Below are 20,537 nucleotides of genomic sequence, written 5' to 3'. Positions count from 1 at the left end.
ATACGGCTGATGGCCCGACGCCATAATTCGGGTTCCTCGCCATTCGGCGCCACGGTGAACGCGCGAGGGGAGTGAGCGGACGGCCTCGCGATTCGATCGCGCCGGGTTCGGCAACGTGAATGAAATTTGCGCCCCGTCTTGGTAAAATCCGGGAGGCCGCCGGCGGCCGGGTGCCCCGCGCCCGGCTCGAAAACTTCTGCGCCCCTGCCCCCCACCGGTCCGTTTCAGGAAGTACGATAAGGGTACCGGGTTGGCGCGGGCGCGCCCCGCCGGCGCAGGGAGGAGTTCGCAGACGATGGCTGAGATCGAAGCGATCACCGACGTCCAGGCCGACCCCAGGAAGTCGGCGGTCATGGCGCGGCAGTACGGGCGGCGGTTCCCGCTGCCCCCGAACAAGCCGCTCAACCTCGGCCGCGACGAAGGCAAGATGGACATCGCCATCCCGGAGGACGACCAGATCTCCCGGTTCCAGGCGATCCTCACCTGGGAGCCGGCCAAGGAGAAGCTCACCGTCCAGACCCGCCCCACCAACCCGGGTTACCCCAACCCCCCGGCCAACCAGACCCTCATCTTCGACGAGAAGTCCAAGAAGCTCGTCGAGGCCCCGCTAGGGCGGTGCGTGGTCGGCCGCGGCGAGTCGTTCTGGATCGGGCAGACCCGGTTCACCCTGCACAGCGACGACGAGGCGGCGCCGGAGAGCCCGGTGGACGCGACCATCGCGCCGCGGCAGGAGGAGAAGACCCGCGCCCAGCTCGAAGAGATCCCGTTCGCCAACCCGTCGGCGGCGCTCCGCGCGATGGAGAACCTGCCCAACACCATCCGCTCCGTCGGCAACGAGCAGGCCCTGTTCCGGCAGATGCTGCGGGTGGTGATGGACGCGATGCCGCGGGCCGACGCCGCCGCCATCGTCCGCATCCCCCCGGACTGCCCGCCGGGCGAGAAGCGGCTCAGCGTGCCGGAGTTCAGCGTGCGGCCCAACACGTCGCACGCCCAGAGCGGGTTCAACCCGTCCAAGCGGCTCGCCCACCGGGCCATCCTCGAGCGCCGCCGGAGCTGCCTGCACTGCTGGTCCCCGGACTCCACCGGCAGCGGCGGCGCCGCCGAGCTCACGATGGCCGACACGCACGTCCACGGGGTCACCCCGTGGGCCGTCTGCACCCCGTTCCAGGACGGCTCCCGGTACGCGCTGTACGTCGCCGGCCAGACCAGCGGCCAGTGGAACATGCTCGACAAGGCCGCCCAGGACAAGATCGTCAGCGACCTCACGCAGTACCAGAAGATCGCCGAGCTGCTCGTCGGGGTGATCGAGACGACCCTCCGCGTCAGCCGGCTCACCGAGCAGAACAAGGTGATCCGCCGGGCGTGGCCGCAGAGCCTGTGGAAGTACCTCGACGACCCGGCCGAGCTGGAGCGGATGCTGGTCCCCGAGGAGAAGACCATCACCACGCTGTTCTGCGACCTGCGGAACTACTCCCTGTTCGCCTCGCAGAACGCGTCGCAGCTCATCCAGTCGCAGCGCGAGATCGGCAACGCGCTGAACACGATGGCCTCGGCCATCACCGACCGCGACGGGGTGGTGGGCGGGTTCCGCGGGGACGCGGTGCTCGGGTTCTGGGGGTGGCCGAAGCTCCAGCACCGGCAGGTGGAGCTGGCGGCCCGGGCGGCGCTGGCGATCGCCGGGCGGCTGAACGACTACACCCGGACCGGGCGGTGCGGGGTGGCCATCACGCACGGCACCGCGGTGGCCGGGCGCCTGGGGGCGCACGACCTGGCGGTGGTGGACCTGTACGGCCCGGTGGTGAACCTCACGTTCCGGCTCGAGGGCATGACGAAGGCGTTCGGGGTGCCGATCATCGTGTCGGAGGAGATCGCGCAGCAGGTGCGCGAGGCGGACCCGACCGGGCGCGAGATGCGGACCCGCCCGCTGGGCAAGGTGCGCGCGAAGGGGTTCCCCGAGCCGCTCCAGGCGTTCGAGCTGTACTCGGCGGTGCTGCCGAGCGTCCCGGACTGGTTGCAGGAGCAGTGGGCCGACGCGGTCGAGCTGTTCACCGACGGGAAGTGGGACGCCGCCGCGAGCCTGCTGGTGGACCAGTTCCCGGACGACCCGGCGGGCAAGTGCCTGATCCGCGTGATGGACGCGCACAAGCGCCGGGCGCCGAGCGCGTGGGACGGCTCGTTTGCGCCACCCGCCCCGGCCGGCTCGGAGTAACACGACCCACGCGCACAATACCCGAGTGGGGTTCGTTTTCGTCCTCTGTCTTGTGGCACAGGCATTCCTCAGTAGTTGCCACGGCTACGGCGTATTCGGTAGTTCGGTCGCTGCTGGGGTTTGCGCCATTGGTCCGGTGGTGGTGGCGGTGGCGGTGTTGGGTGTGAAGATGATGATCAGGTCCCAGCGTGTGGTGGCGAGTGTGCCGGTGCCTCCGGCCATCCACCACGCGCGGATTAGCAAGCTCACCCCGACCAACAGCAGTCGGTACACCGGGTCGTCGCTGGTGGTACGGGCCAGGCACTCGCCCAGTTGCCGATACGAGGTCTCGATCCCGAACCGGGTGCGGTACTCCAACACCACCCGGGGCAACCGGTCGAACCCGTCGGAGCACGCGAACACGAGCGGCCGCCGGCCGTCGTGTCCGGGCACCACGGCCACCCGCACGGTGGCCGAATCGGCCCGGCACTTGCGGCACCGGATGGTGTGCTCGAACCACCCCCGGGTGCCGCGCCGGAACAACGGCTGCACCGCCTTCCCGCGCCGCACCATCGGGATGATGAACCGGAGCTGGCGTCGGGCCAGCGCGTTGGCCACCCGGGCCGAGTAGAACCCGCGGTCCAGGAGCACGTACCGGACCTTCACCCCGGCCCACCCGAGCTGGGCCAGGAGCCGCTCGACCAGGGCGTCGGGGGTGTCCCCGGGGCACATCGCGGTGAGCCCCAGGGTGTGCCGGTGACCCGGCACCAGGGCCACCGCCGTGGCGTACCCCCAGAACCACTTGGCCCCGTCCTTGGGTTTGCCCCCGACCACTCCGGGTGTGTTCTCGTAGTCCCCGTAGAACGGCCGCGCGTGGGTGTCGATGGCGATCGGGATCGGGTGCTCCTGGAACGACCGCGGGAGGTGCCGACGGAACCCGGCGGCCAGGTGCCGTTCCAGCGTGTCCCGGTCCCGCGGCAGATCCCCGGCCAGGGCCTTGCGGACCGTCTCCCGGCCCACGGCCGCGACCCGCCGGGCGACCGCCGAGAGGGCTACCCGCAGGGCCGACGCGACCAGCAGGCACCGGGCCACCGCCACCCGGGTCACCGACGCACCGTCGGTCAGGTGCAGCACGTCGGCCAACGCCCCCGCCCAGGAGTGTTGGCTCTGCACCGCGACGGCGGTATATCGGGAACGGCGCATGGCGAACTCCGCTCGATGGGTTGGCAGCACAAACCATTGTCACGGAAACTCATGCGCCGCTCAACCACCGTGGCAACTACTGATTCCTGCCTGTGCGGCGCGAGGTGGTGGCACAGACCGGAACGTCTGTGCCACAAGGCAGAAGATAAGACAGAAACACTTGGCCGAACCGCCAATGCGGTCGTGGCCTCCGGGAACGATTGACGCTCTCGGGACGGAACTCACCTCACGGGCAGGCGGTCGCGACTCGTTCCCAAACGTTACACCCGTCTTCGGCCGCGCGCGGACTTACTTCGCGCGCCCTCAATCGTCTCTTGATTCGCTCTGCCCCCGCCGGTATGCGGCCCGCCAAACTGTGGTTGCGCGGGCTGTTTTCTGGGGGAGTTCGGCCATGCGATACGTCCGCTCGCTGTTGGGGGTCGGGGCACTTTTGGTCGGCGCCGGTGGCGCCGCGGCCCAACCGGGTGCGTTCCCCGGCGCCGGCGAGCGGGCGCCGGGCGGCGCGCCGTCGGCCCCGATTTCCGCGCCGGCGTCGCTCCCGCCCGCCAGCACCGTCCCGTCCGGAACGGCACCGGCGGCGCCGGTGCGGTCGCTCGCGGCGCTGTCCGACGATCACCTGCCGGTCAAGGACCTGACCCCGCACGGCGGGTTCGGGGACATCCACCCGCCCGCGGACCACGGGAGCCACGAGGTTTCCGGCGCGCTGAACGCGGTGGTGCCGAGCCACGGCGGCTGGTACGTGTCCGCCGAGTACCTGCTGATGCGACCCCGCAACTCGGACCTCGACTTCGCCATCCGGAACACCGCCGCCACCGGGCTGGCCACCACCGGCCCGATCGACTCCCTCAAGTACCAGCTCGGCAGCGGCATTCGGGCCGGGCTCGGGTACGTGTTCGACGGCGGCAAGTGGGAGGCGACGTTCCAGTACACGTACCAGACCGCCGGCGGCGACAGCACCGTCTTCGCACCGGCCGCGGCGGCGAACCCGGCGGCCAACACGGTGTCGAGTTCGGCGGTGCTGTTCCCGACGCTGACCCGCCCCGGTCTGACCGACCGCGCGCTGAGCGCCGCGGCCACCGCGGACCTCGACTACCAACTGTTCGACATGGTCGCCGGCCGCCGGTTCGTGGTCTCGGACAACTTGGCGGTGCGGGCGCTGGCCGGGTTCCGGTTCGCGGACATCCGGCAAACGTTCAACGCGTTCTACGACGGGGCCGACGCGCGGAAGGCGGCGGTGAAGACCCGGTCGCGGTTCGAGGGGTTCGGCCCGACGCTCGGGGCCGAGGGCACGCTGGCCGCGGAGTACGGGTTCCACCTGTACGCCCGGGGCCAGTTCGGGTTCCTCAGCGGCCGGAGCACCAACCAGGTGCTCGAAACCAACGACAGCGGCGCGACCACTTACGTGAACGTCCGCAACGACACCCAGCGCGAGGTGCCGTTCGGCACGGTCGCGCTCGGCCTGGGCTGGCAGTACCGCACCATCGCGCTCCGGGCCGGGTACGAGGTGACGCACTGGCAGGACATTTTCTCCCGCCCGCGGTTCACCGACGACGTGGGACAGGGGAAGGTCATCAACCGCCCGTCGAGCCTGTCGCTGGAAGGGCTGTTCATCCAGGCCAGCGTGATCTACTGAGCGCGGGGGTTGGTTTCGGCCCCAACCCGGTCGTTGGGAACACATACCACCTCGACAAGACTGCACCAAACGGGTTGAAACTGACCCGTCTTCGGAAGCCGGCCGGCGTGAGACCGATGGTAACGTGTGGTGGCGCACCGGCCTCACACCGGCCGGCCCCAGAAGACGGTGTGGGCATCGATCCAGCGGATCGGCATCCGGTCATAAGGTCGCAAGAATTCGCTCTGGCTGAATTTGCAACTTTTGACGAGCGGACTTTGGACCGGAAGCCCTTATCGCACCCCGACGCGGATCAGCACCTTTCCACCCTTTCCGGGCTGCGCCGCGTGATCGACGGCCTTGTTCACCTCTTCTAACGGGTACGTCCCGGCGAACTGCGTTTGCAACACCCCCTCGGCCATGAGCGCCCGCACCCGGCGGAACAGCCCCAGCATCGTGAGGATGCGCTGCTGCTTCGCCCACGTCCCCAGCCAGAAGCCCTCGATGTGAACGTCGTTCCCGATCAGGTGCCGCGGGTGCGCCGAAACGGGCTGGTCGGTGAGCGAACCGTACAGCAGGCACCGCCCGCCGTGCGCCAGCGCCGCGATGATTTGCGAGCCGGTTTCCCCGCCCACGGGGTCGAGCGCGTACCGCACGCCGTCCGGCACCAGCTTCCGCACCTGCTCCGGGATCGGGCCGTCGGACTCCACGACGACGTGGTCGGCCCCGATCTTCTTCAGCTCCTCCACCTGCTCGCGGCGGCGCACCACGTTGATCGTGCGGAACGCGAACTTGTGCCCGAGCCGGATCACCATCTTCCCGAGCTCGCCGCCGGCCGCGGACTGGAGCAGCCACGCGCCCTTCGGGACCTTGAGCACGTCCTGCGTCATCGCGAGCGCGGTCGCGGGGTTCACGAAGAACGACGCGGCCTGCTCGTCGCTCATCCCGTCCGGGACCGGGATCACCTGCCGCGCCTTCGTGACGGTGTACTCGGCCCAGGTGCCGCGGCCGTCGTTGATGACCGCGACCCGCTTCCCCTTGCGGAGCCACCCGAGCAGCCCCCCGCCGGTCGCCTCGACCACGCCGACGCCCTCGAAGCCGGGCGTGGCGGGCAGGTTCGGCTTCAGCCCGTACTTGCCCCCGATGTACATCAGGTCCGACGGGTTGACGGGGCTGGCGAGCATCCGCACCAGCACCTCGCCCCACTTCGGCTGCGGGGCCGGTACGTCGTCCTCGAGGCGCAACACTTCGGCCGGCGGGCCGACCCGATCGAACACGACGCGCTTCACTGGTGCTCCCCCTGCTCGCGGTGGTCACCAGACTCTCTATTGGCGCGCGGCGCGAAGTCCAACCGCTGCTATACTGGGGGCATGCTGTTCTCCGAGTTCGTCGTCGTGGTGTGGCCGGACCACGCGGGCTGGTTCCTGCTCGCGGAGGCCGCGCTCACCGCCGGCACGCTGCTCGCGGTGCTGCACTACAAGCGCGAGCCGATGTCGGCCATCGCGTGGTCACTACTCGTCCTGCTGATCCCGTTCCTGGGCGCGTTCCTGTTCCTCGTGTTCGGCTACCAGACCGTCCGCCGGCGGCTCCGCCGGCGCCAGGCCCGCAGCAAGGCGTACCGGGAGTTCGCGCGCACGAAGGCGGACTCCGCGGGCGTGCCGGCGGCCGTGGAAGTGCTCGCGAAGCTCGGGAGCCACGGCGACGGGTTCCCGGTCAGCGGCGGGAACGCGGTGACGCTGTACCGCGACGGCAACCCGGCGTTCGACGCCATGCTCGACGCGATCGGCCGCGCCCAGCACCACGTCCACGTGCAGTCCTTTATCGTCCGCTCCGACGAGACCGGCCGGCGGTTCGTCGAGGCGCTGTGCGCGTGCGCGCGGCGCGGCGTGGAGGTGCGGTTCCTGGTCGACTCGGTCGGCTCGTACGCGCTGCCGTACCGGGTGCTGCGCCGGGTCCGCGCCGCCGGCGGGAAGGCCGCGACGTTCCTCCCGCTCTCGAACCCGCTGCGGTGGAACCTGCGCAACCACCGCAAGGTCCTGGTGGTGGACGGGCGGGTGGGGTTCTGCGGCGGGCTCAACATCGCCGACGAGTACCTGAGCAAGAGCCCGAAGTTCGGGCACTGGCGCGACACCCACTTCCGGCTCGAAGGGCCGGCGGTCGAGGGGCTCCAGCACACGTTCCTCGACGACTGGTACTTCGCCACCCACGAGGCGGTGAAGGGCGGCGCGTACACGCCGTCGCACCCCGCGACGCCCGGGGACGTGCTGGCCCAGGTGGTCGCGTCCGGCCCGGACAACGACTACAAGGCGATCCGCGACACCTACGTGGCGGCGGTGCTGCAGGCGCGCGAGCGGGTGTGGATCGCCAGCCCGTACTTCGTGCCGGACGCGGGGCTCCGCGACGCGCTCATCCTCGCCGCGCGATCCGGGGTGGACGTGCGGTACCTGGGCCTGTCGAAGCCGGACAAGTGGCTCCCGTTCCTGGCCGCCCGGTTCTACTGGGAGGACATGCTGGCGGCAGGGGTGAAGGTGTACCAGTACCGGCGCGGGATGATGCACAGCAAGTTCGTGCTCATGGACCGCGAGTGGGCGTCCGTCGGCTCCGCGAACACCGACAACCGCAGCCTGCTGCTGAACTTCGAGTGCAACTGTCAGTTCTTCGACGCCGGCGTGGTGCGGGAGCTTGAAACGGCGTTCCTGACCGACCTGGGGGACTCGCTGCTGCTCCGCGCTGAGGCGTACGCCAAGCGACCGCGGGTGGTGCGGCTGGCGGAGAACGCCGCCCGGCTGTTCAGCCCGATCTTGTGAAGGCGAATCGGCCGCGAAAGGGGTACAAGAAGCAGAAGAGAGATGGGCCACAAAAAAGCACAAAGGGCACAAAAGAAAACCAAGACAGAAGACAGAAGGCAAAGAGTATTGGCCGCAAAAAAGCACAAAAAGCACAAAAGAAGACAGGAGACCAAAATAGAAGAATGAGCTAAAACACTTCTCTTCTATCTTGGTTTTCTTTTGTGCTTTTTGTGCTTTTTTGCGGCCAAACTCTCTTCGGTTTTCTTTTGTGCCCTTTGTGCTTTTTTGTGGCTAATACGCTTTGTCTTTGATCTCCGCGCCGATGGCCGAAGTCAATTGCGGTTATCCGCACAGCTTAGCTCTCATCCCCGCGGATCTCGAGCTTAACCGCCCCGATTGCCACGTCCGACGTGACCACCAGCGCCACTTCGTTTCGGGGGGCGAGTAGCGAAGTCACGTCCGCGGCGAACGAACCGGCGGTGGCGAGCGTGCCTACTCGGGCACCGTTTACGGCCACTTCGGCCGATCCCGGAATGTGGTCGCACACGAGCCAAACGCGCTCGTTCGGGTCGAGCGTGCGGGGGCGCCCGAACTTCCGTGCGTGACGCACGGTGCCGTCCGCCGCGGCGACTTCCCACGGCGGGCCAAGACGAATTGTGTGCATGGAGGATTGGAAGAAGATGCTAGAAAGCCGTTTTGACAGGATGTGAAAGGCAGAGTGCCCTGCTGTCTTTCACATCCTGTTTATCCTGTTCATCCTGTCAAAATGTCCTCTCACTTTGGTCACGCGGACTGCATCCGGTCGTGCCACTCGTCGAGCAGCTTGCCGATGTTCTTGAAGGCGAAGTCGAGGTTCGCCAGCTCGTGGCCCAGGTCCAGCGCGCGGGCCAGGTCGCCGTTCTCCGCGGCGCCGGTGGCGAGCTGGTACAGCAGCTCCTTCTTCACCGGCTCCTCGGATTCGGGCACGCCGGTCAGCCCTTCCTCGAAGTTGCGCTGCGCGAGCCGCCAGTTGTTCCGCTTCTTGAAGCACAGCCCGAGGTACAGCGCGGCCCGCCACTTGAGGCGGTCGTCGCGCCGGGCCTGCTGGAGCTCGGCGATCGCCTCGTCGATCTGGTCCGCCTTCAGCAGCCGGGTTCCGAGTTCGATGCGGTGGCCCGGCTCGTTGGGGAACCGGTCCGCCCGGACGCGGTACAGCTCGATCTCGCGCGCCAGCACCTCCTTCTGGAGCTTCGCGCGGAGGGCGGCGAGTTCCGCCTCGGTCATCTCCTCGTCGGTCCCGGTGTCGGTGTCGTCGGCGGCCCGGGCCTTCAGCTTCTTGAGCCGCGCGTCCGCGTGCTCGAGGTTCTTGCGCACCGGGGCGAGGTCGAGCTCCATGAGCTCCAGTTGGATCTGGAACGCGTTACCGGTCGGCCCCAGGCCCTGCTGGAGGACGGCCCGGGCGCGGTCCTCCTGGCCGCCGCGGCGGTACACCGCGGCCAGTTGCAGGTACAGGCTCGGCTCGGTCGGGTCGGCGGCGATGCGGGTCAGCAGCGGGCCGGCCTCGCGGGTCAGCCGGTCCGCCTTCTCGGTCGCGCGCGACTCGATCCGCCCCACCACCGGCGACTCCTTCGTGCCGGCCGCGGCCTGCTCGTACCCGCCCTTCTGGATCGTGGCGTTGGCGGCGAGGTCCTTCGCCTTGTGCTGCGCTTCCACGTCGCTCGGGCTGGTCTCGCGGACCAGTTGCCAGAGGATCATCGCCTTCTGGAAGTCGCCGCGCTTCTCGAACAGCCGCGCCAGGGCGCGGTTCAGGGTGGCGTCCTTGGGGTACTTTTGGCGCGCCTGGTCGAGCGAGAACACCGCGAGGTCCGACAGCCCCAGCGCGTCGAACGCCTCGGCCATGTCCATCTGGGCGCCCAGGTCCCACGGGTTGCGGCACAGCACCTGCTCGCCGTGCTCCAGGGCCTTCAGGTACTCGCGGTTGCGCTTCGCGGTGCGGAGCTTGGCTTTCCACCGCGGGGTGGTGAGGAACGCGAACCGGCTGCCCCGCAGGTTGTCTCCGTATTTGGCCTTCTGCGTCTCGCGGAGCTGCTTCCGGTAGTGGAAGTTGGCCGGGTCGAGCTTGCAGCAGGTGAGCAGCAACTGGATGGCGTAGTCGTACCCGCCCTCCGCGAGCAGCTCCTTGGCCTTGGCGAAGCTCTGGACCGCGATGCGCTTCTGCTCGGCGTTGGGCGCCGGGACCGGGCTCGCGGACGGTTGTTCGGGCATGGCGCTGGCCTTCTCGTGCGTAGCGGCGGCACCGCGCGGGGTCTGGGAACCGCGTACCATGATGTTGTACCACAAAGGGGAGGGGGAAACTGCGCCTTGGAAACGAGCGTCCTGAAAGTCGACCCGACGAATCCCGAATCCGACGTGATCGGCCGCGCCGCGGCGGTCATCCGCTCGGGCGGCCTCGTTGCTTTTCCCACCGAAACGGTGTACGGCCTCGGCGCGAAAGGGCTAAGCGCCGAGGCGGTCGCGGGCATCTTCAATGCGAAGGGCCGCCCGTCCACGAACCCGCTGATCCTGCACGTTTCGGACGCGTCCGAGGTTCTAAACGTGGCCGCGGACTGGCCCGCGACGGCGCAGACCCTTGCGGCCCGGTTCTGGCCGGGGCCGCTCACCCTCGTCGTTCCGAAGCGCGACAGCGTACCGCACATTGTAACCGCCGGCGGCCCGACTGTGGCGGTGCGGTGCCCGAATCACGCGGTCGCGCGCGCCTTGATCCGCGCGGCGGGCGTTCCCCTGGCGGCCCCGAGCGCGAACCGGAGCACCGAGCTTTCGCCGACGCGCGCCGGACACGTTCTGAAGGGCTTAAACGGGCTCATCGCGATGGTGTTGGACGGCGGCCGGTGTTCCGGCGGGTTGGAATCGACCGTGGTTGATGTGACGGGCGAAATCCCGCGCGTGTTGCGCCCGGGCCTCATCACGGTTCCGATGCTGGAAGCAGTGTGCGGGCGCGTCGAGGTGGGGGCAAAAAGCGAAGGCGTGGCCCGCGCCCCGGGGCAGATGGCGAAGCACTACAGCCCGCGCACGCCGCTGGTGCTGGCAGAAGACGCCGACGCCGAGCACCGACGTTTGAAGGACGCGGGCCTTCGTGTGATCTCGCTCGGCTACGACCTGATTTACGACTACCGGTTCATTTCAGACGACCCGGCGGAGTACGCGGCCGACCTCTATGCGCTGCTTCACGAACTCGATAACGGCCTGTACGACCAGATCGTCGTCGAGATGCCCCCTGACACGCCAGAGTGGGCGGCCGTGCGGGACCGGCTCACCCGCGCCGCGGCGCGCGAGTGAGTTACGCGGCCGCAGCTCGGCGGGCGACCGATTCGAGCCCGCGCCCTCACTTGGCGGCCACGTCGTAGCACCACAGCACGTCGCGCTCGCGGACGTAGAACTTGCCGTCCACGACCACCGGGTGCGCCCAGGTGTCGTTCTTGCCGTTCGGCACCTTGAACGCGCTGATCTCGGTGTACTTGTCGGCGGTGGCGTCCGCCAGCACCACCCAGCCGTCCGAGTACCGGATGTAGAGCTTGCCGTCCGCGTAGGTCAGCGACGCCGACCCGCGCCCCTCGCCGCCCTTGCGGGTCCAGAGCACCTTTCCGGTTTTGAAGTCCGCACAGAACGGGGTGCCGCTGTCGTCGCGGTCGCCGAACAGCTTGTCGCCCACCAGGATCACACCGCCGTGCTTGTTCGTGAGCTGGTTGGCCCAATAAACCTCCTCGACCGCGAACTTGCCGCCCGCGGCGCTCACCTTCAGCAGCGCCGCGCCCCGGCCGTACCCCGCCGACGCGAACACGTACTCGCTCGTGACGATCGGGGTCGGGATGTTGGCGGTGTTCCCCCCGAACCGGCTGCTCGCGGTGCCGTACCGCCACAACTGTTTGCCGGTTTTCGCGTCGAACGACACGAGCCCGTTGGCCATCAGTTGGATGTACTGCTTCACCCCGCCGAATGTGCCGATCACCACCGACGAGTACCCGGCGGCGTCGCCGCCCTCGACGGCGCCGGTCCACACCGGCTTGCCGGTCTTCTTGTCGAGCGCCACCATCGTCGCCTTGGCCCCGCCCGGCGTTACGATCAGGTTGTTGCCGTCGAGCAGCGGCGACTCGGTGAAGTTCCACCCGCCGGCCTGCCCGCCGAAGTCCTTCGGCAGGTTCTTGCGCCACACCTCTTTCCCGTCCTTCGCGCCGGCGCACACGAGGTCGCCGAACTGCCCCAGCGCGAACACCAGTGTTCCGTCGGTCGCCGGGGTGCAGCGCGGACCCTGGTAGTTGCCGCCGGTCTTGCCGACCTTTCGCTCCCAGACCTTCTTGCCGGTCTTGCGGTCGATCCCGAACAGGAAGCTGCTGTCCTTCCCGTCGCCCATCGTGAACACGCGGTCGCCGCTCACGGACACGCTGGAAAACCCGATCCCGATGCCTTCCGTCTTCCACGCCAGCGGCGGGCCGTCGCCGGGCCACTCTTTCAGTAGCCCCTTGTCCTTCGATACGCCAGTGCGATCGGGGCCGCGAAACAGGGGCCAGTCGTCGGCGCGGATGGGGCTCTCGACGAACGCGAACGCGACGAGAAGAAGCGCTACGGGCACGCGGGACATGGTGACCTCGGGGGCGGGAGATTGTTGACTCGTGGCGTGATGCAGTGGGAACGGGGCGGCGCTCGGCGCGGGGCGGGCCGGCAGCCACACCCGACAGGTGTCAGGATTTCATACTGGCGCCATTCCCTGGGGCAACGATAGCACGGGCGACCCGGCCACCGCCACCAAGATGATGTGAGTTAGGTAGGCTGGCTTCGGAATGCGGAAGCCGAGGCCGTTCGCGGTGGGCTGTGCAAATGGCGGTGCTATCGGCCGAAACGTGCGCCGAACGACCCGAGTCCAAGAAGTCGGGTGGACCCGCGTGCTATCCGGCCGAGGCGAGCGGGGCGCGCTCCCGCAGCACGCGGTCCACGAGCAGGATCAACTTCTCTGGATCAACGGGCTTTTGGAGGAAGTCGTACGCGCCGAGCCTCATGGCCTCGACCGCTTCGCGCACCGACCCGTGCCCGGTGACCACCACCACCTGGCACCCGAGCGCGCGGTCCTGCACTTCGCGCAGCACCCGCATCCCGCTCGCCTTCGGCATCCGTAAATCGGTGATAACCAGCGCGTACTCGCGCTCGGCAAGCAGTTCGAGGCCGCGCATGCCGTCCGAAGCGGTATCGACTTCAACGCCGAGCGCGACCTGAAGCAGATCTTGAAGAGACGTGCGGCTGTCGGGCAGGTCTTCAACCACCAGTACGCGGCGTGAAACGGGCGGGGCCAGGCGTGCGCTCATCGCGGGCTCCTGTGTCGGTCCTGACATCGGCCAGAACCAGTATACAGGCGACCGATCGCGCAACTGCGACAAATTCGCAGATTCGATAAATACGCTACAGTTTCCCCAAGTTAATTGTAGCGGCACGAATCGCCCTTCCACTTGAAGTGCCGGCGCCGGTCGTGCCGATTATGATGTTGTGCCACATCCCACGACGAACGCGCGACGCCGTCGCGCGCTGTGGTTCGCCGGTTACGCGCTGCTGGCGCTCGCGGGGTGCCACGCGCGGCCGTCGTCTTCGTTCTCTCCGGTGCCGGGGCCGGCACAACTCCCGGTCGCAAGCCGGCCCAATTTCGAGCCCGACCTGTCGGGTGTAACGGCCGAAGCGGTGCCACTCGTCCGCCCGGACAAGGGGCGGCGCCTCACCGCCCCCGACACGCGCCGGCTCGCACGCGCCAACGCCCCGTTCGCGGCGGACCTCGACCGGCACGAAGACAACCAAGGGCCGAACCACGAGAAGCTGAACAGGAAAGCGGCACGGTTCGCCGCGGCAAGCCGCCTCGTGCGCGGCCACGCCGCCGACGAGCTGCGCAACCGGGCCGCGGGCGAGGCCCTCGACGAGTTCTTTAAACTGGCCGGGGCCGAAGGGCAGTTCGATCTGCTGGCCGCCGCCGCGGCTGAACTCAAGGCCCAACTCGGCGAAGCGGAGCGGGCCGAACAGGCGGGATTGAAGGACCGCGCCGACACCCCGGCGCTGCGGCGCCAGTTGCTCGACATCGAGGCGCAGCAGGCGCAACTCGAGGCCGGCATCGGGGCGCTGAACGCCAGCCTCCGCGCCCGTCTCGGGTTGGAGGCGGGCGATCCGCTGCCGCTCTGGCCGGTCGACCCGCTCGCGGTCCGCCCCGACGACATCGACGTGCCGGCGGCGGTTGCCACCGGGTTGGTCTACCGGCCGGACCTGAACGCGCTGCGGGTGCTCGCGGACGGCGGCGCCGCGGACCTGACGGACGCGGTGCTGACGGGGCTGAACCCGCTCCTGGCGAAGCTCAAACCGGACAGCCCGCTCGCGCTGCTGCTACTGTCGTGCGTCAGGGAACCGGAGCGCCAGAAGGAGGCCGCGACCGGCCGGGCGGCCAGCGCGCTCGCCGCCCGAACCCGTCAGGCCGAGGCCGAGATCCGGGCCGCCGCGGTGGGTCTGCGCGGGCACCGCGCCGCGGTCGCGGCCCGCGCGCTCGATGTCCGGGCCGCGGAGGCGCGCGTCAGCGAGTTGGAGCAGCGCAAGACGGCCGGGCTCAGCGTGGCGGCCGACCTCGCCGCCGCGAAACTCGCGGTGCTCAAGGCGAAGGGCGAACGGCTTTCGGCCGTGATCGAGTGGCACACGACGGAAGTGAAGCTGCGGCAGGCGATGGGGCTACTGGTGCGGGAGTAAGAACTGGTGGCGGAACAGGCAGTTGCTCATGGCTTTGTTTCGGCACATGCGAGCCTCGTGTTCACGAAGACAGATTTTGACAGGATGAACAGGATTTACCGGATGAAGCCCGATCGATTTGAAATCCTGTTTATCCTGTAGATCTTGTCAAAATCTTCTGGAATCGCTCCGACGATCGTTGGCACCACACGCCCTCGTCTCGGGCCTACTACCCCCGATCGCAGTTCATTCCGCCACACGTTTTAAGCGAAGCGGAGCGCGGACCGAAAGCCAAAGGCAGCAAGTGCTTTTGGCTTTCGGTCCGCGCTCCGTACTTCACTGGCACGCGATCCGGTAGGCGGCTTTTGTTTCTTGTGGCACAGACATTCCTGTCTGTGCGGCGATTTAAGACCGCACAGACAGGAATGTCTGTGCCACAAAGCCAACAGCCAATGTGGCACCTGCAACCGGGTCGCTAATTACGGCTTGATCGACGCGCCGACCGCGTTGGCGTCGATCTTGTACTTCAGTGTGGCGGTGGTCAGCTCGGACTCGACGCGGCCGAGCTTGTCCTTCATCTGCACCTTCACGTCACCGCTCATGGCGACCTCGCCGGTGCCGGCCATGAACGACAGCTCCTCGCAGGTGCCCTCGACGCCGAACCCGGCGAACCGCACCTTACCCCGGGCGGTCACCGCCGAGAGGCCCACGCCCTTCTCCGGCGACTTGATGTCCACCTTCTCGCACGCCACCTTCAGCACCAGGTCGTCGCCCGACTTCACCTCGAACGTCGGCTCGCCCTCGCCCACGCGGAGCACGATGCGGTACTTCATCGCCTCCACCTTGACGGCGCCGGCGCCGGCCGCCGGTGCCGGGGTCGGCTTGCTCGCCGGCACGTCCAGCGTCGGCTTTTCTTGCTCGATCGGCGTCGGCGCGATCTTCGGGCTCTCGATCAGCGCGGGCGGTTGGGCCGGCGCCCCGGTACCCAGCGGGAGGATCGAACCGGTCGGCTGCGCGGTGCCGGAAGCCGGCATCACCGGCGGGGTTGCCAAGGGCTTACTCGGAACGGTGGCGCCCGTGCTCGCAGGCGCCGGCAACGGGTCGATGACCGGGGCGATTTTCGGCACCTCCGGGACCGGCTTCGGCGGGTTCATCGGGGGCGCGGCCGGGGCCGGGGTGGTCGTCTTGGTCGGCTCCAGCGCCGGCTTCGCGTCCGGGAGCGGCAGGGTCGGCAGCGCGGGGGCGGCCTTCGGCTCCTCCGGCTTCGCCGCCTTTTCAATCGCCGGGACCGGCGGGGCGCCCGCCGGCATGGACCCGACCGGCGCCGGGAACGCCGCCGGCAGCGCGGGCGGCAACTCGGGGAGCTTCGGCGACGACGACGGGGGTGTCAAATCGGGGAGCATTGGCGCCGACGGCGCGCCGGCCGGCGGCAGCTTCGGGGCCTCGGCGGTGACCGGCGCTTCGGGCTGGCGGCCCTTGGTCTTGTCCAACTTCGGGCACTGGCTCGCGGCCGCGGCCAGGCCGCCGATCGACACGCCCAGCACGCCGGCCATCAGCTTCCAGCGGGTCAGCAACATGGTGATACACCTCTGCGCGGCGCGGCAACCAGGGGGACCGCGGGCATCCGAGCCCGGGGGTCACGTGCGCCAGGTTAAATCCCGGACAGGGAAATACCCGCGCCGGCTTCCCGTGTCTGCGCCACTTTCCCAGTGGCTCGGCTCGCGGTGGCAAGGCGGGGCAACCGGGCGCCCAATCACTACACCTCACAGGAACCCGCTCGCCCCCGATTCGAGTGCGCAACATGAGCCGTCCAAAGGTGTTCATCGCCCGCCGTATTCCCGACGAAGGGCTGAACGCGATCCGGGCCGTCTGCGACGTAGACGTGTGGCCGGAACAGCTCCCCCCGCCGCCCGCGGTGCTGCGCCGCCACGTGGCGGACTGCGACGGGCTGGTTTCGCTGCTCACCGACCGCGTGGACGCCGAACTCCTCGACGCGGCACCGAAGCTGAAGGTGGTGAGCAACTTCGCGGTGGGGTTCAACAACGTCGACGTGGCCGCCTGCACCGCCCGCGGGGTGTGCGTCGGGAACACGCCCGGCGCGCTGACCGACGCGACGGCCGACATCGCGGTCACGCTGCTGCTCGCGGCGGCGCGGCGGGTGGGCGAGAGCGCCACCGACGCGAAGGAGGGGCGCTGGCTGACGTGGGAGCCGCTCGGGTGGCTCGGCTCGGACCTCGCGGGCCGCACGCTCGGGATCGTCGGCATGGGCCGCATCGGGTTCGCGGCGGCGAAGCGGCTTCACGGCGGCTGGGGCATGAAGGTGCTCTACACCGCCCGCGGCCCGAAGGAGGACGCCGACAAGGAGCTGGGCGCCACCCGCGTGGAACTCGACGAGCTGCTCGCGCAGAGCGATTTCGTGTCGGTCCACGCGGACCTGAACCCGACGACGAAGGGCCTGTTCGGAGCGGCGCAGTTCGCAAAGATGAAGCGGACGGCGGTGTTCGTCAACACGTCGCGCGGGCCGCTGGTCGATCAGGCCGCGCTGGCCGCGGCGCTCCGCGACGGCACCATTTTCGCTGCGGGGCTCGATGTCACCGACCCGGAACCGCTGCCGACCGATCACGAGCTGTTCCGGCTCCCGAACTGCCTGATTGTGCCGCACGTCGCCAGCGCCACCATCGACACGCGGAACGCGATGGCGCGGCTGTGCGCCAACAACCTGCTGGCGGGGGTGCGGGGCGCGGCTCTGCCGAACTGGGTCAACCCGGAAGTGGCCGACAAGCGGCGCGCGTGACGAACGGTGTGGGCCGGAGCGCCGGCATTTCTGGAGTGCGGGCCTTCGGCCCGCCGGTTTGCTGCGAGGTGCCGCTCAGCGGATTTCCCGAAGGCACCTCACTCGCCGAGCCAGCAGCCGGACTCCGGGAAAGCCCGGCTCCGCGAAAGCCGGCCGTTCATATGTCTTTGACTTCACGTGAGGCTGAAAGCGGCTGGAACTGATTTTTGTCTTTGTGGCACAGACACGACCAGCCGGCTCGCAACTCAGGCGCCCGAAGCGGGCGGCGAGAGCGGGCACACGTCCATCGCCCGGATCAAGCCGGACTCGATCGTAAAGCGGTGGCCGACGGACACGTCGGCGATGACGGCCCCGGTCATGTCGCGCACGACCTGGTGCACGTGGACCAAAACCTGATTCGCGGCCTCCGGGTGGAAGGACGTGGGCTCGACCCGCGGGTCGATCTCGGACCACTGCTCCGTCCAGTAGGCGCGGACCTCCTCGTGACCGCGGGCGAACCCGCCCTTGAACGCCTTCGGCCAAACCACGTCCGGGGCCATCGTGGCAAGAGCGGCATCAATGTCGCGGGCGTTGAAGGCCGTGTACGCCGCGCGGAGCAGGCCGACGGGGGCCGACAGTTGATCCGACATGAACGCTCCCAAGTACACGCTTCGATCGCCGAGTCGCGAACGCACCAGCCGCGCACCACAGTGCGGCCGACCGCGCACATTATACTTTGCGCAGGCAGGAGTGAGGCCGCGTCGAGTTTCTGGAGCTGGGGTGTCATCCACGAACTCGACGTGTCGGCGTGAGTGGTGCCGATCCGTTTCCTGAGCGTCTGTTGGACCATTGCGGCGCTGATGGCATTGCCCCCCTCAACGGCACCAATTCTCCGCCGTTCCCTTCTCGCGGGCGATGGCTGCCTCACAAACCGTCCGTTCGGCGCCCTGATTCACGGCCCGGCTGGTCGTGTCTGTTTCTTGTGGCACAGACATTCCTGTCTGTGTGGCCTTCTCGCGCTGCACAGACAGGAATGTCTGTGCCACAAAGACAAAAAATAAAACGGACAGCAGCAGCCAGTTCGTGTGTGAGCCGAACGATGTACTTCTTGTTCACGGACGACGTGGATTGAGTTCCGGTCGCGCGGGGCGGCCAATTGTGATCGCTGTCGTCGAACTTCGGGCCGCAGCGCGGAACTCGGTTGGGAGCGATCCCCGCTCCGCCCCGCGCCACCCGGAGTCACGCCATGTCCGCGACCGCCACAGACCTGATCCCGGTCCGCGCCCTGAACCAGGTGACGTACTGCCCGCGCCTGTACTACCTCCAGTACGTCGATTGCGTGATGCCCACCAACGAGCACGTCGAGGGGGGGCTGCACGACCACCGCCGGGTGGACGCCCCGGACCTGAAGAACAAGACCCGCACCGACCGCGGCACCACCACCAGCCGCGGGGTCGCGCTGTCCAGCGAGCGGCTCGGCGTCACCGGCGTGCTCGACGTGCTCGAGGAGAAGGGCGGCGCGCGGTACCCGGTGGAGACCAAGCACGGAAGCGCCCCGCACGACGCCGACGGCAAGCCGACCGTGTGGGACAACGACGCGGTCCAACTGTGCGCCCAGGCGATGCTGCTGGAGGAGGCGTTCGGGCAGCCGGTGCCGCACGGGTTCCAGTTCCACGCCGGGAGCCGCGAGCGGGTGCCGCTGGAGTTCGCGCCGGAGCTGCGCCAGAAGACCCGCGACGCCGTCGCCCGGTGCCGGGAGCTGGCGGCCCTTGACGCCCCGCCCCCGCCCCTTCCGCCCGAGCTGCGGCACCGGTGCTTTGGGTGCTCGCTGGCGCCGGTGTGCCTGCCCGAAGAGACCCTGTACCAGCTCGGGCACCCGGCCCCGGGCGCGGACGCGGCCGAGAAGCCGGTCGCGGAGCTGAAGAAGGTCATCCCGATGACCGACGACGGCGCGGTGCTGTACCTCCAGGAGCCCGGCACCTCGGTGGGCAAGCGCAGCGAGCACCTCGTGGTGAAGAAGGAGGGCCAGGAGCTCACCCGGGTGCCGATGCACGCGATCCGGCAGGTGGTGGTGTGCGGGAACGTGCAGGTGAGCACGCAGGCGCTGGAGACGCTGGCGGCCAACGACATCGCGGTGGCGTATGTGACCGGGCACGGGCGGTTCATCGGCTCGTTCGTGCCCGCGCCCACCAAAAACGTCTCCCTGCGTGAGGCCCAGTTCCGCACGTTCGACGACCCCGCCGCGTGCCTCGACCTCGCGAAGGCCGTGGTGCGGGCGAAGCTGAGCAACCAGCGGGCGCTGCTCATGCGGAGCCTGCGGGGGGAGGGCGAGGCGCGCGGCAGTCACGAGCATTCCGCGAAGGGCATTTACGGGCTGATCGGGGCGCTCGACGCCCAGACCTCGGTGGAGTCCGTTCTCGGGATCGAGGGCCAGGGCGCGGCCCTGTACTTCGGGGACTTCGGGCGGTTCCTGAAGCAGCCGCCGACCGGGAAGGGGTTCGACTTCACCACCCGCAACCGGCGGCCGCCCCGCGACCCGGTGAACGCGCTGCTGTCGTTCGCGTACGCGATGCTGGCGAAGGACTGCTTCTCGGTCGCGTGTGCCGTCGGGTTCGACCCGTACAAGGGCTTCTTCCACGCGGGCCGGCACGGGAAGCCGTCGCTGGCGCTGGACCTGATGGAGGAGTTCCGCCCGGTGATCGCGGACTCGGTGGTGCTGACGCTCATCAACAACGAGGCGCTCACGCCGGACGACTTCATCGTCTGGCGGGACGCGTGCAGCCTCACGGAGAAGGGTCGGCGGGCGTTTTTTGCGGCGTACGAGCAGCGGAAGGCGACGGTGGTGACGCACCCGGTGTACGGGTACCGGATGAGCTACGCGCGGATGCTGGAGGTGCAGGCCCGGATGCTGGCGGCGTTCGTGCGCGGGGGCGTGCCGAGCTACACCGGCTTCACGGTGCGGTGATGGACAGCTACCTGGTGTGTTACGACATCTCGAACCCGAAGCGGCTCCGCAAGGTCGCACGGACGTGCGAGGACTTCGGGTATCGCAAGCAGTTATCGGTGTTTCTGGTTCGCGTGAGCGCCACTGACTTTGTAAGATTACGCTCCCGCTTGTATGACATCATCGACCTGAGCGAAGACCAAGTGCTGTTCATCCCGCTCACGGAGTCGGGGTTGCAGCGCATGGAGGCGATCGGCCGACCGACCGACCCGCACGACAAGAACGACGTGGTGATGATTTTGTGAGGA

At 68.7% G+C, this 20,537-nt stretch carries 16 protein-coding genes; 8 read left to right on the top strand and 8 right to left on the bottom strand.

Annotation, left to right across the window (positions count from 1 at the left end; translation table 11 throughout):
* Nucleotides 1–295: 295 nt before the first annotated feature.
* A complete protein-coding gene (locus tag R5W23_RS05975; protein ID WP_320685545.1) occupies nt 296–2,209 on the top strand; it encodes an adenylate/guanylate cyclase domain-containing protein in 1,914 nt (637 codons plus the stop codon).
* 84 nt (nt 2,210–2,293) lie between these two features.
* Here the strand turns inward: R5W23_RS05975 and R5W23_RS05970 are convergent, their stop codons facing one another.
* A complete protein-coding gene (locus tag R5W23_RS05970) occupies nt 2,294–3,391 on the bottom strand; it encodes a hypothetical protein (protein ID WP_320685544.1) in 1,098 nt (365 codons plus the stop codon).
* A gap of 391 nt (nt 3,392–3,782) precedes the next feature.
* On the opposite strand from R5W23_RS05970, the gene R5W23_RS05965 reads away from it, so the two are divergent.
* Complete coding sequence (locus tag R5W23_RS05965) at nt 3,783–5,024, top strand: Lpg1974 family pore-forming outer membrane protein (protein ID WP_320685543.1); 1,242 nt, start codon at nt 3,783–3,785, stop codon at nt 5,022–5,024.
* Nucleotides 5,025–5,296: 272 nt separating this feature from the next.
* Here the strand turns inward: R5W23_RS05965 and R5W23_RS05960 are convergent, their stop codons facing one another.
* Complete coding sequence (locus R5W23_RS05960) at nt 5,297–6,292, bottom strand: zinc-dependent alcohol dehydrogenase family protein (protein WP_320685542.1); 996 nt, start codon at nt 6,290–6,292, stop codon at nt 5,297–5,299.
* A gap of 81 nt (nt 6,293–6,373) precedes the next feature.
* Here R5W23_RS05960 and cls point away from each other — a divergent pair, with 81 nt between their 5' ends.
* On the top strand, nt 6,374–7,810 hold the full coding sequence (gene cls / locus R5W23_RS05955; RefSeq protein ID WP_320685541.1) for a cardiolipin synthase: 1,437 nt from the start codon (nt 6,374–6,376) through the stop codon (nt 7,808–7,810).
* Nucleotides 7,811–8,147: 337 nt separating this feature from the next.
* Here cls and R5W23_RS05950 read toward each other — a convergent pair whose 3' ends face one another.
* Entirely contained in the window at nt 8,148–8,402 is a 255-nt protein-coding gene (locus R5W23_RS05950) for a hypothetical protein (protein ID WP_261187160.1), read from the bottom strand.
* A 173-nt stretch (nt 8,403–8,575) separates the two neighbouring features.
* Complete coding sequence (locus tag R5W23_RS05945) at nt 8,576–10,036, bottom strand: tetratricopeptide repeat protein (protein ID WP_261187159.1); 1,461 nt, start codon at nt 10,034–10,036, stop codon at nt 8,576–8,578.
* A 96-nt stretch (nt 10,037–10,132) separates the two neighbouring features.
* Here R5W23_RS05945 and R5W23_RS05940 point away from each other — a divergent pair, with 96 nt between their 5' ends.
* Entirely contained in the window at nt 10,133–11,107 is a 975-nt protein-coding gene (locus R5W23_RS05940) for an L-threonylcarbamoyladenylate synthase (RefSeq protein WP_320685540.1), read from the top strand.
* A gap of 46 nt (nt 11,108–11,153) precedes the next feature.
* Here the strand turns inward: R5W23_RS05940 and R5W23_RS05935 are convergent, their stop codons facing one another.
* Together R5W23_RS05935 and R5W23_RS05930 are read right to left on the bottom strand one after the other, a co-directional pair.
* The gene (locus R5W23_RS05935) at nt 11,154–12,407 is read right to left on the bottom strand and encodes a PQQ-binding-like beta-propeller repeat protein (protein ID WP_320685539.1); all 1,254 of its coding nucleotides are present in this window, start codon (nt 12,405–12,407) and stop codon (nt 11,154–11,156) included.
* 304 nt (nt 12,408–12,711) lie between these two features.
* The gene (locus tag R5W23_RS05930; protein WP_261187156.1) at nt 12,712–13,125 is read right to left on the bottom strand and encodes a response regulator; all 414 of its coding nucleotides are present in this window, start codon (nt 13,123–13,125) and stop codon (nt 12,712–12,714) included.
* Between the two features lie 178 nt (nt 13,126–13,303).
* Here R5W23_RS05930 and R5W23_RS05925 point away from each other — a divergent pair, with 178 nt between their 5' ends.
* Nucleotides 13,304–14,533, top strand: a complete 1,230-nt coding sequence (locus R5W23_RS05925) for a TolC family protein (RefSeq protein ID WP_320685538.1) — start codon at nt 13,304–13,306, stop codon at nt 14,531–14,533.
* A gap of 458 nt (nt 14,534–14,991) precedes the next feature.
* On the opposite strand, the gene R5W23_RS05920 is transcribed toward R5W23_RS05925, so the two are convergent.
* Nucleotides 14,992–16,089 (bottom strand): hypothetical protein, encoded by a 1,098-nt coding sequence (locus R5W23_RS05920; RefSeq protein ID WP_320685537.1) that lies wholly within the window; start codon nt 16,087–16,089, stop codon nt 14,992–14,994.
* A 224-nt stretch (nt 16,090–16,313) separates the two neighbouring features.
* Here R5W23_RS05920 and R5W23_RS05915 point away from each other — a divergent pair, with 224 nt between their 5' ends.
* Nucleotides 16,314–17,306: a 2-hydroxyacid dehydrogenase gene (locus R5W23_RS05915; protein ID WP_320685536.1), complete on the top strand. Its 993-nt coding sequence runs from the start codon at nt 16,314–16,316 to the stop codon at nt 17,304–17,306.
* Nucleotides 17,307–17,551: 245 nt separating this feature from the next.
* Here the strand turns inward: R5W23_RS05915 and R5W23_RS05910 are convergent, their stop codons facing one another.
* Nucleotides 17,552–17,935, bottom strand: coding sequence for a nuclear transport factor 2 family protein (locus R5W23_RS05910; RefSeq protein WP_320685535.1), 384 nt, complete (start codon nt 17,933–17,935; stop codon nt 17,552–17,554).
* A gap of 596 nt (nt 17,936–18,531) precedes the next feature.
* Between R5W23_RS05910 and cas4g/cas1g the strand changes: the two genes are divergently transcribed.
* Both cas4g/cas1g and cas2 read left to right on the top strand, forming a co-directional pair.
* The gene (gene cas4g/cas1g / locus R5W23_RS05905) at nt 18,532–20,250 is read left to right on the top strand and encodes a CRISPR-associated endonuclease Cas4g/Cas1g (protein WP_320685534.1); all 1,719 of its coding nucleotides are present in this window, start codon (nt 18,532–18,534) and stop codon (nt 20,248–20,250) included.
* Nucleotides 20,250–20,534 (top strand): CRISPR-associated endonuclease Cas2, encoded by a 285-nt coding sequence (gene cas2, locus R5W23_RS05900; RefSeq protein ID WP_320685533.1) that lies wholly within the window; start codon nt 20,250–20,252, stop codon nt 20,532–20,534. The genes cas4g/cas1g and cas2 overlap by 1 nt, the downstream gene beginning before the upstream one ends.
* Nucleotides 20,535–20,537 lie beyond the last annotated feature (3 nt).

It is taken from the genome of Gemmata algarum (assembly GCF_034097035.1).
GTDB classification, from domain to species: Bacteria; Planctomycetota; Planctomycetia; order Gemmatales; family Gemmataceae; genus Gemmata; species Gemmata algarum.
This window is presented reverse-complemented; position numbering and strand designations above follow the sequence as displayed.

Excerpts from the sequence above, each read along its gene's own strand:
- R5W23_RS05975 (WP_320685545.1), top strand. The coding sequence starts at position 296 with ATGGCTGAGATCGAAGCGATCACCGACGTCCAGGCCGACCCCAGGAAG.
- R5W23_RS05970 (WP_320685544.1), bottom strand. The coding sequence starts at position 3,391 with ATGCGCCGTTCCCGATATACCGCCGTCGCGGTGCAGAGCCAACACTCC.
- R5W23_RS05965 (WP_320685543.1), top strand. The coding sequence starts at position 3,783 with ATGCGATACGTCCGCTCGCTGTTGGGGGTCGGGGCACTTTTGGTCGGC.
- cls (WP_320685541.1), top strand. The coding sequence starts at position 6,374 with ATGCTGTTCTCCGAGTTCGTCGTCGTGGTGTGGCCGGACCACGCGGGC.
- R5W23_RS05945 (WP_261187159.1), bottom strand. The coding sequence starts at position 10,036 with ATGCCCGAACAACCGTCCGCGAGCCCGGTCCCGGCGCCCAACGCCGAG.
- R5W23_RS05935 (WP_320685539.1), bottom strand. The coding sequence starts at position 12,407 with ATGTCCCGCGTGCCCGTAGCGCTTCTTCTCGTCGCGTTCGCGTTCGTC.
- R5W23_RS05930 (WP_261187156.1), bottom strand. The coding sequence starts at position 13,125 with ATGAGCGCACGCCTGGCCCCGCCCGTTTCACGCCGCGTACTGGTGGTT.
- R5W23_RS05920 (WP_320685537.1), bottom strand. The coding sequence starts at position 16,089 with ATGTTGCTGACCCGCTGGAAGCTGATGGCCGGCGTGCTGGGCGTGTCG.
- R5W23_RS05915 (WP_320685536.1), top strand. The coding sequence starts at position 16,314 with ATGAGCCGTCCAAAGGTGTTCATCGCCCGCCGTATTCCCGACGAAGGG.
- R5W23_RS05910 (WP_320685535.1), bottom strand. The coding sequence starts at position 17,935 with ATGTCGGATCAACTGTCGGCCCCCGTCGGCCTGCTCCGCGCGGCGTAC.
- cas4g/cas1g (WP_320685534.1), top strand. The coding sequence starts at position 18,532 with ATGTCCGCGACCGCCACAGACCTGATCCCGGTCCGCGCCCTGAACCAG.
- cas2 (WP_320685533.1), top strand. The coding sequence starts at position 20,250 with ATGGACAGCTACCTGGTGTGTTACGACATCTCGAACCCGAAGCGGCTC.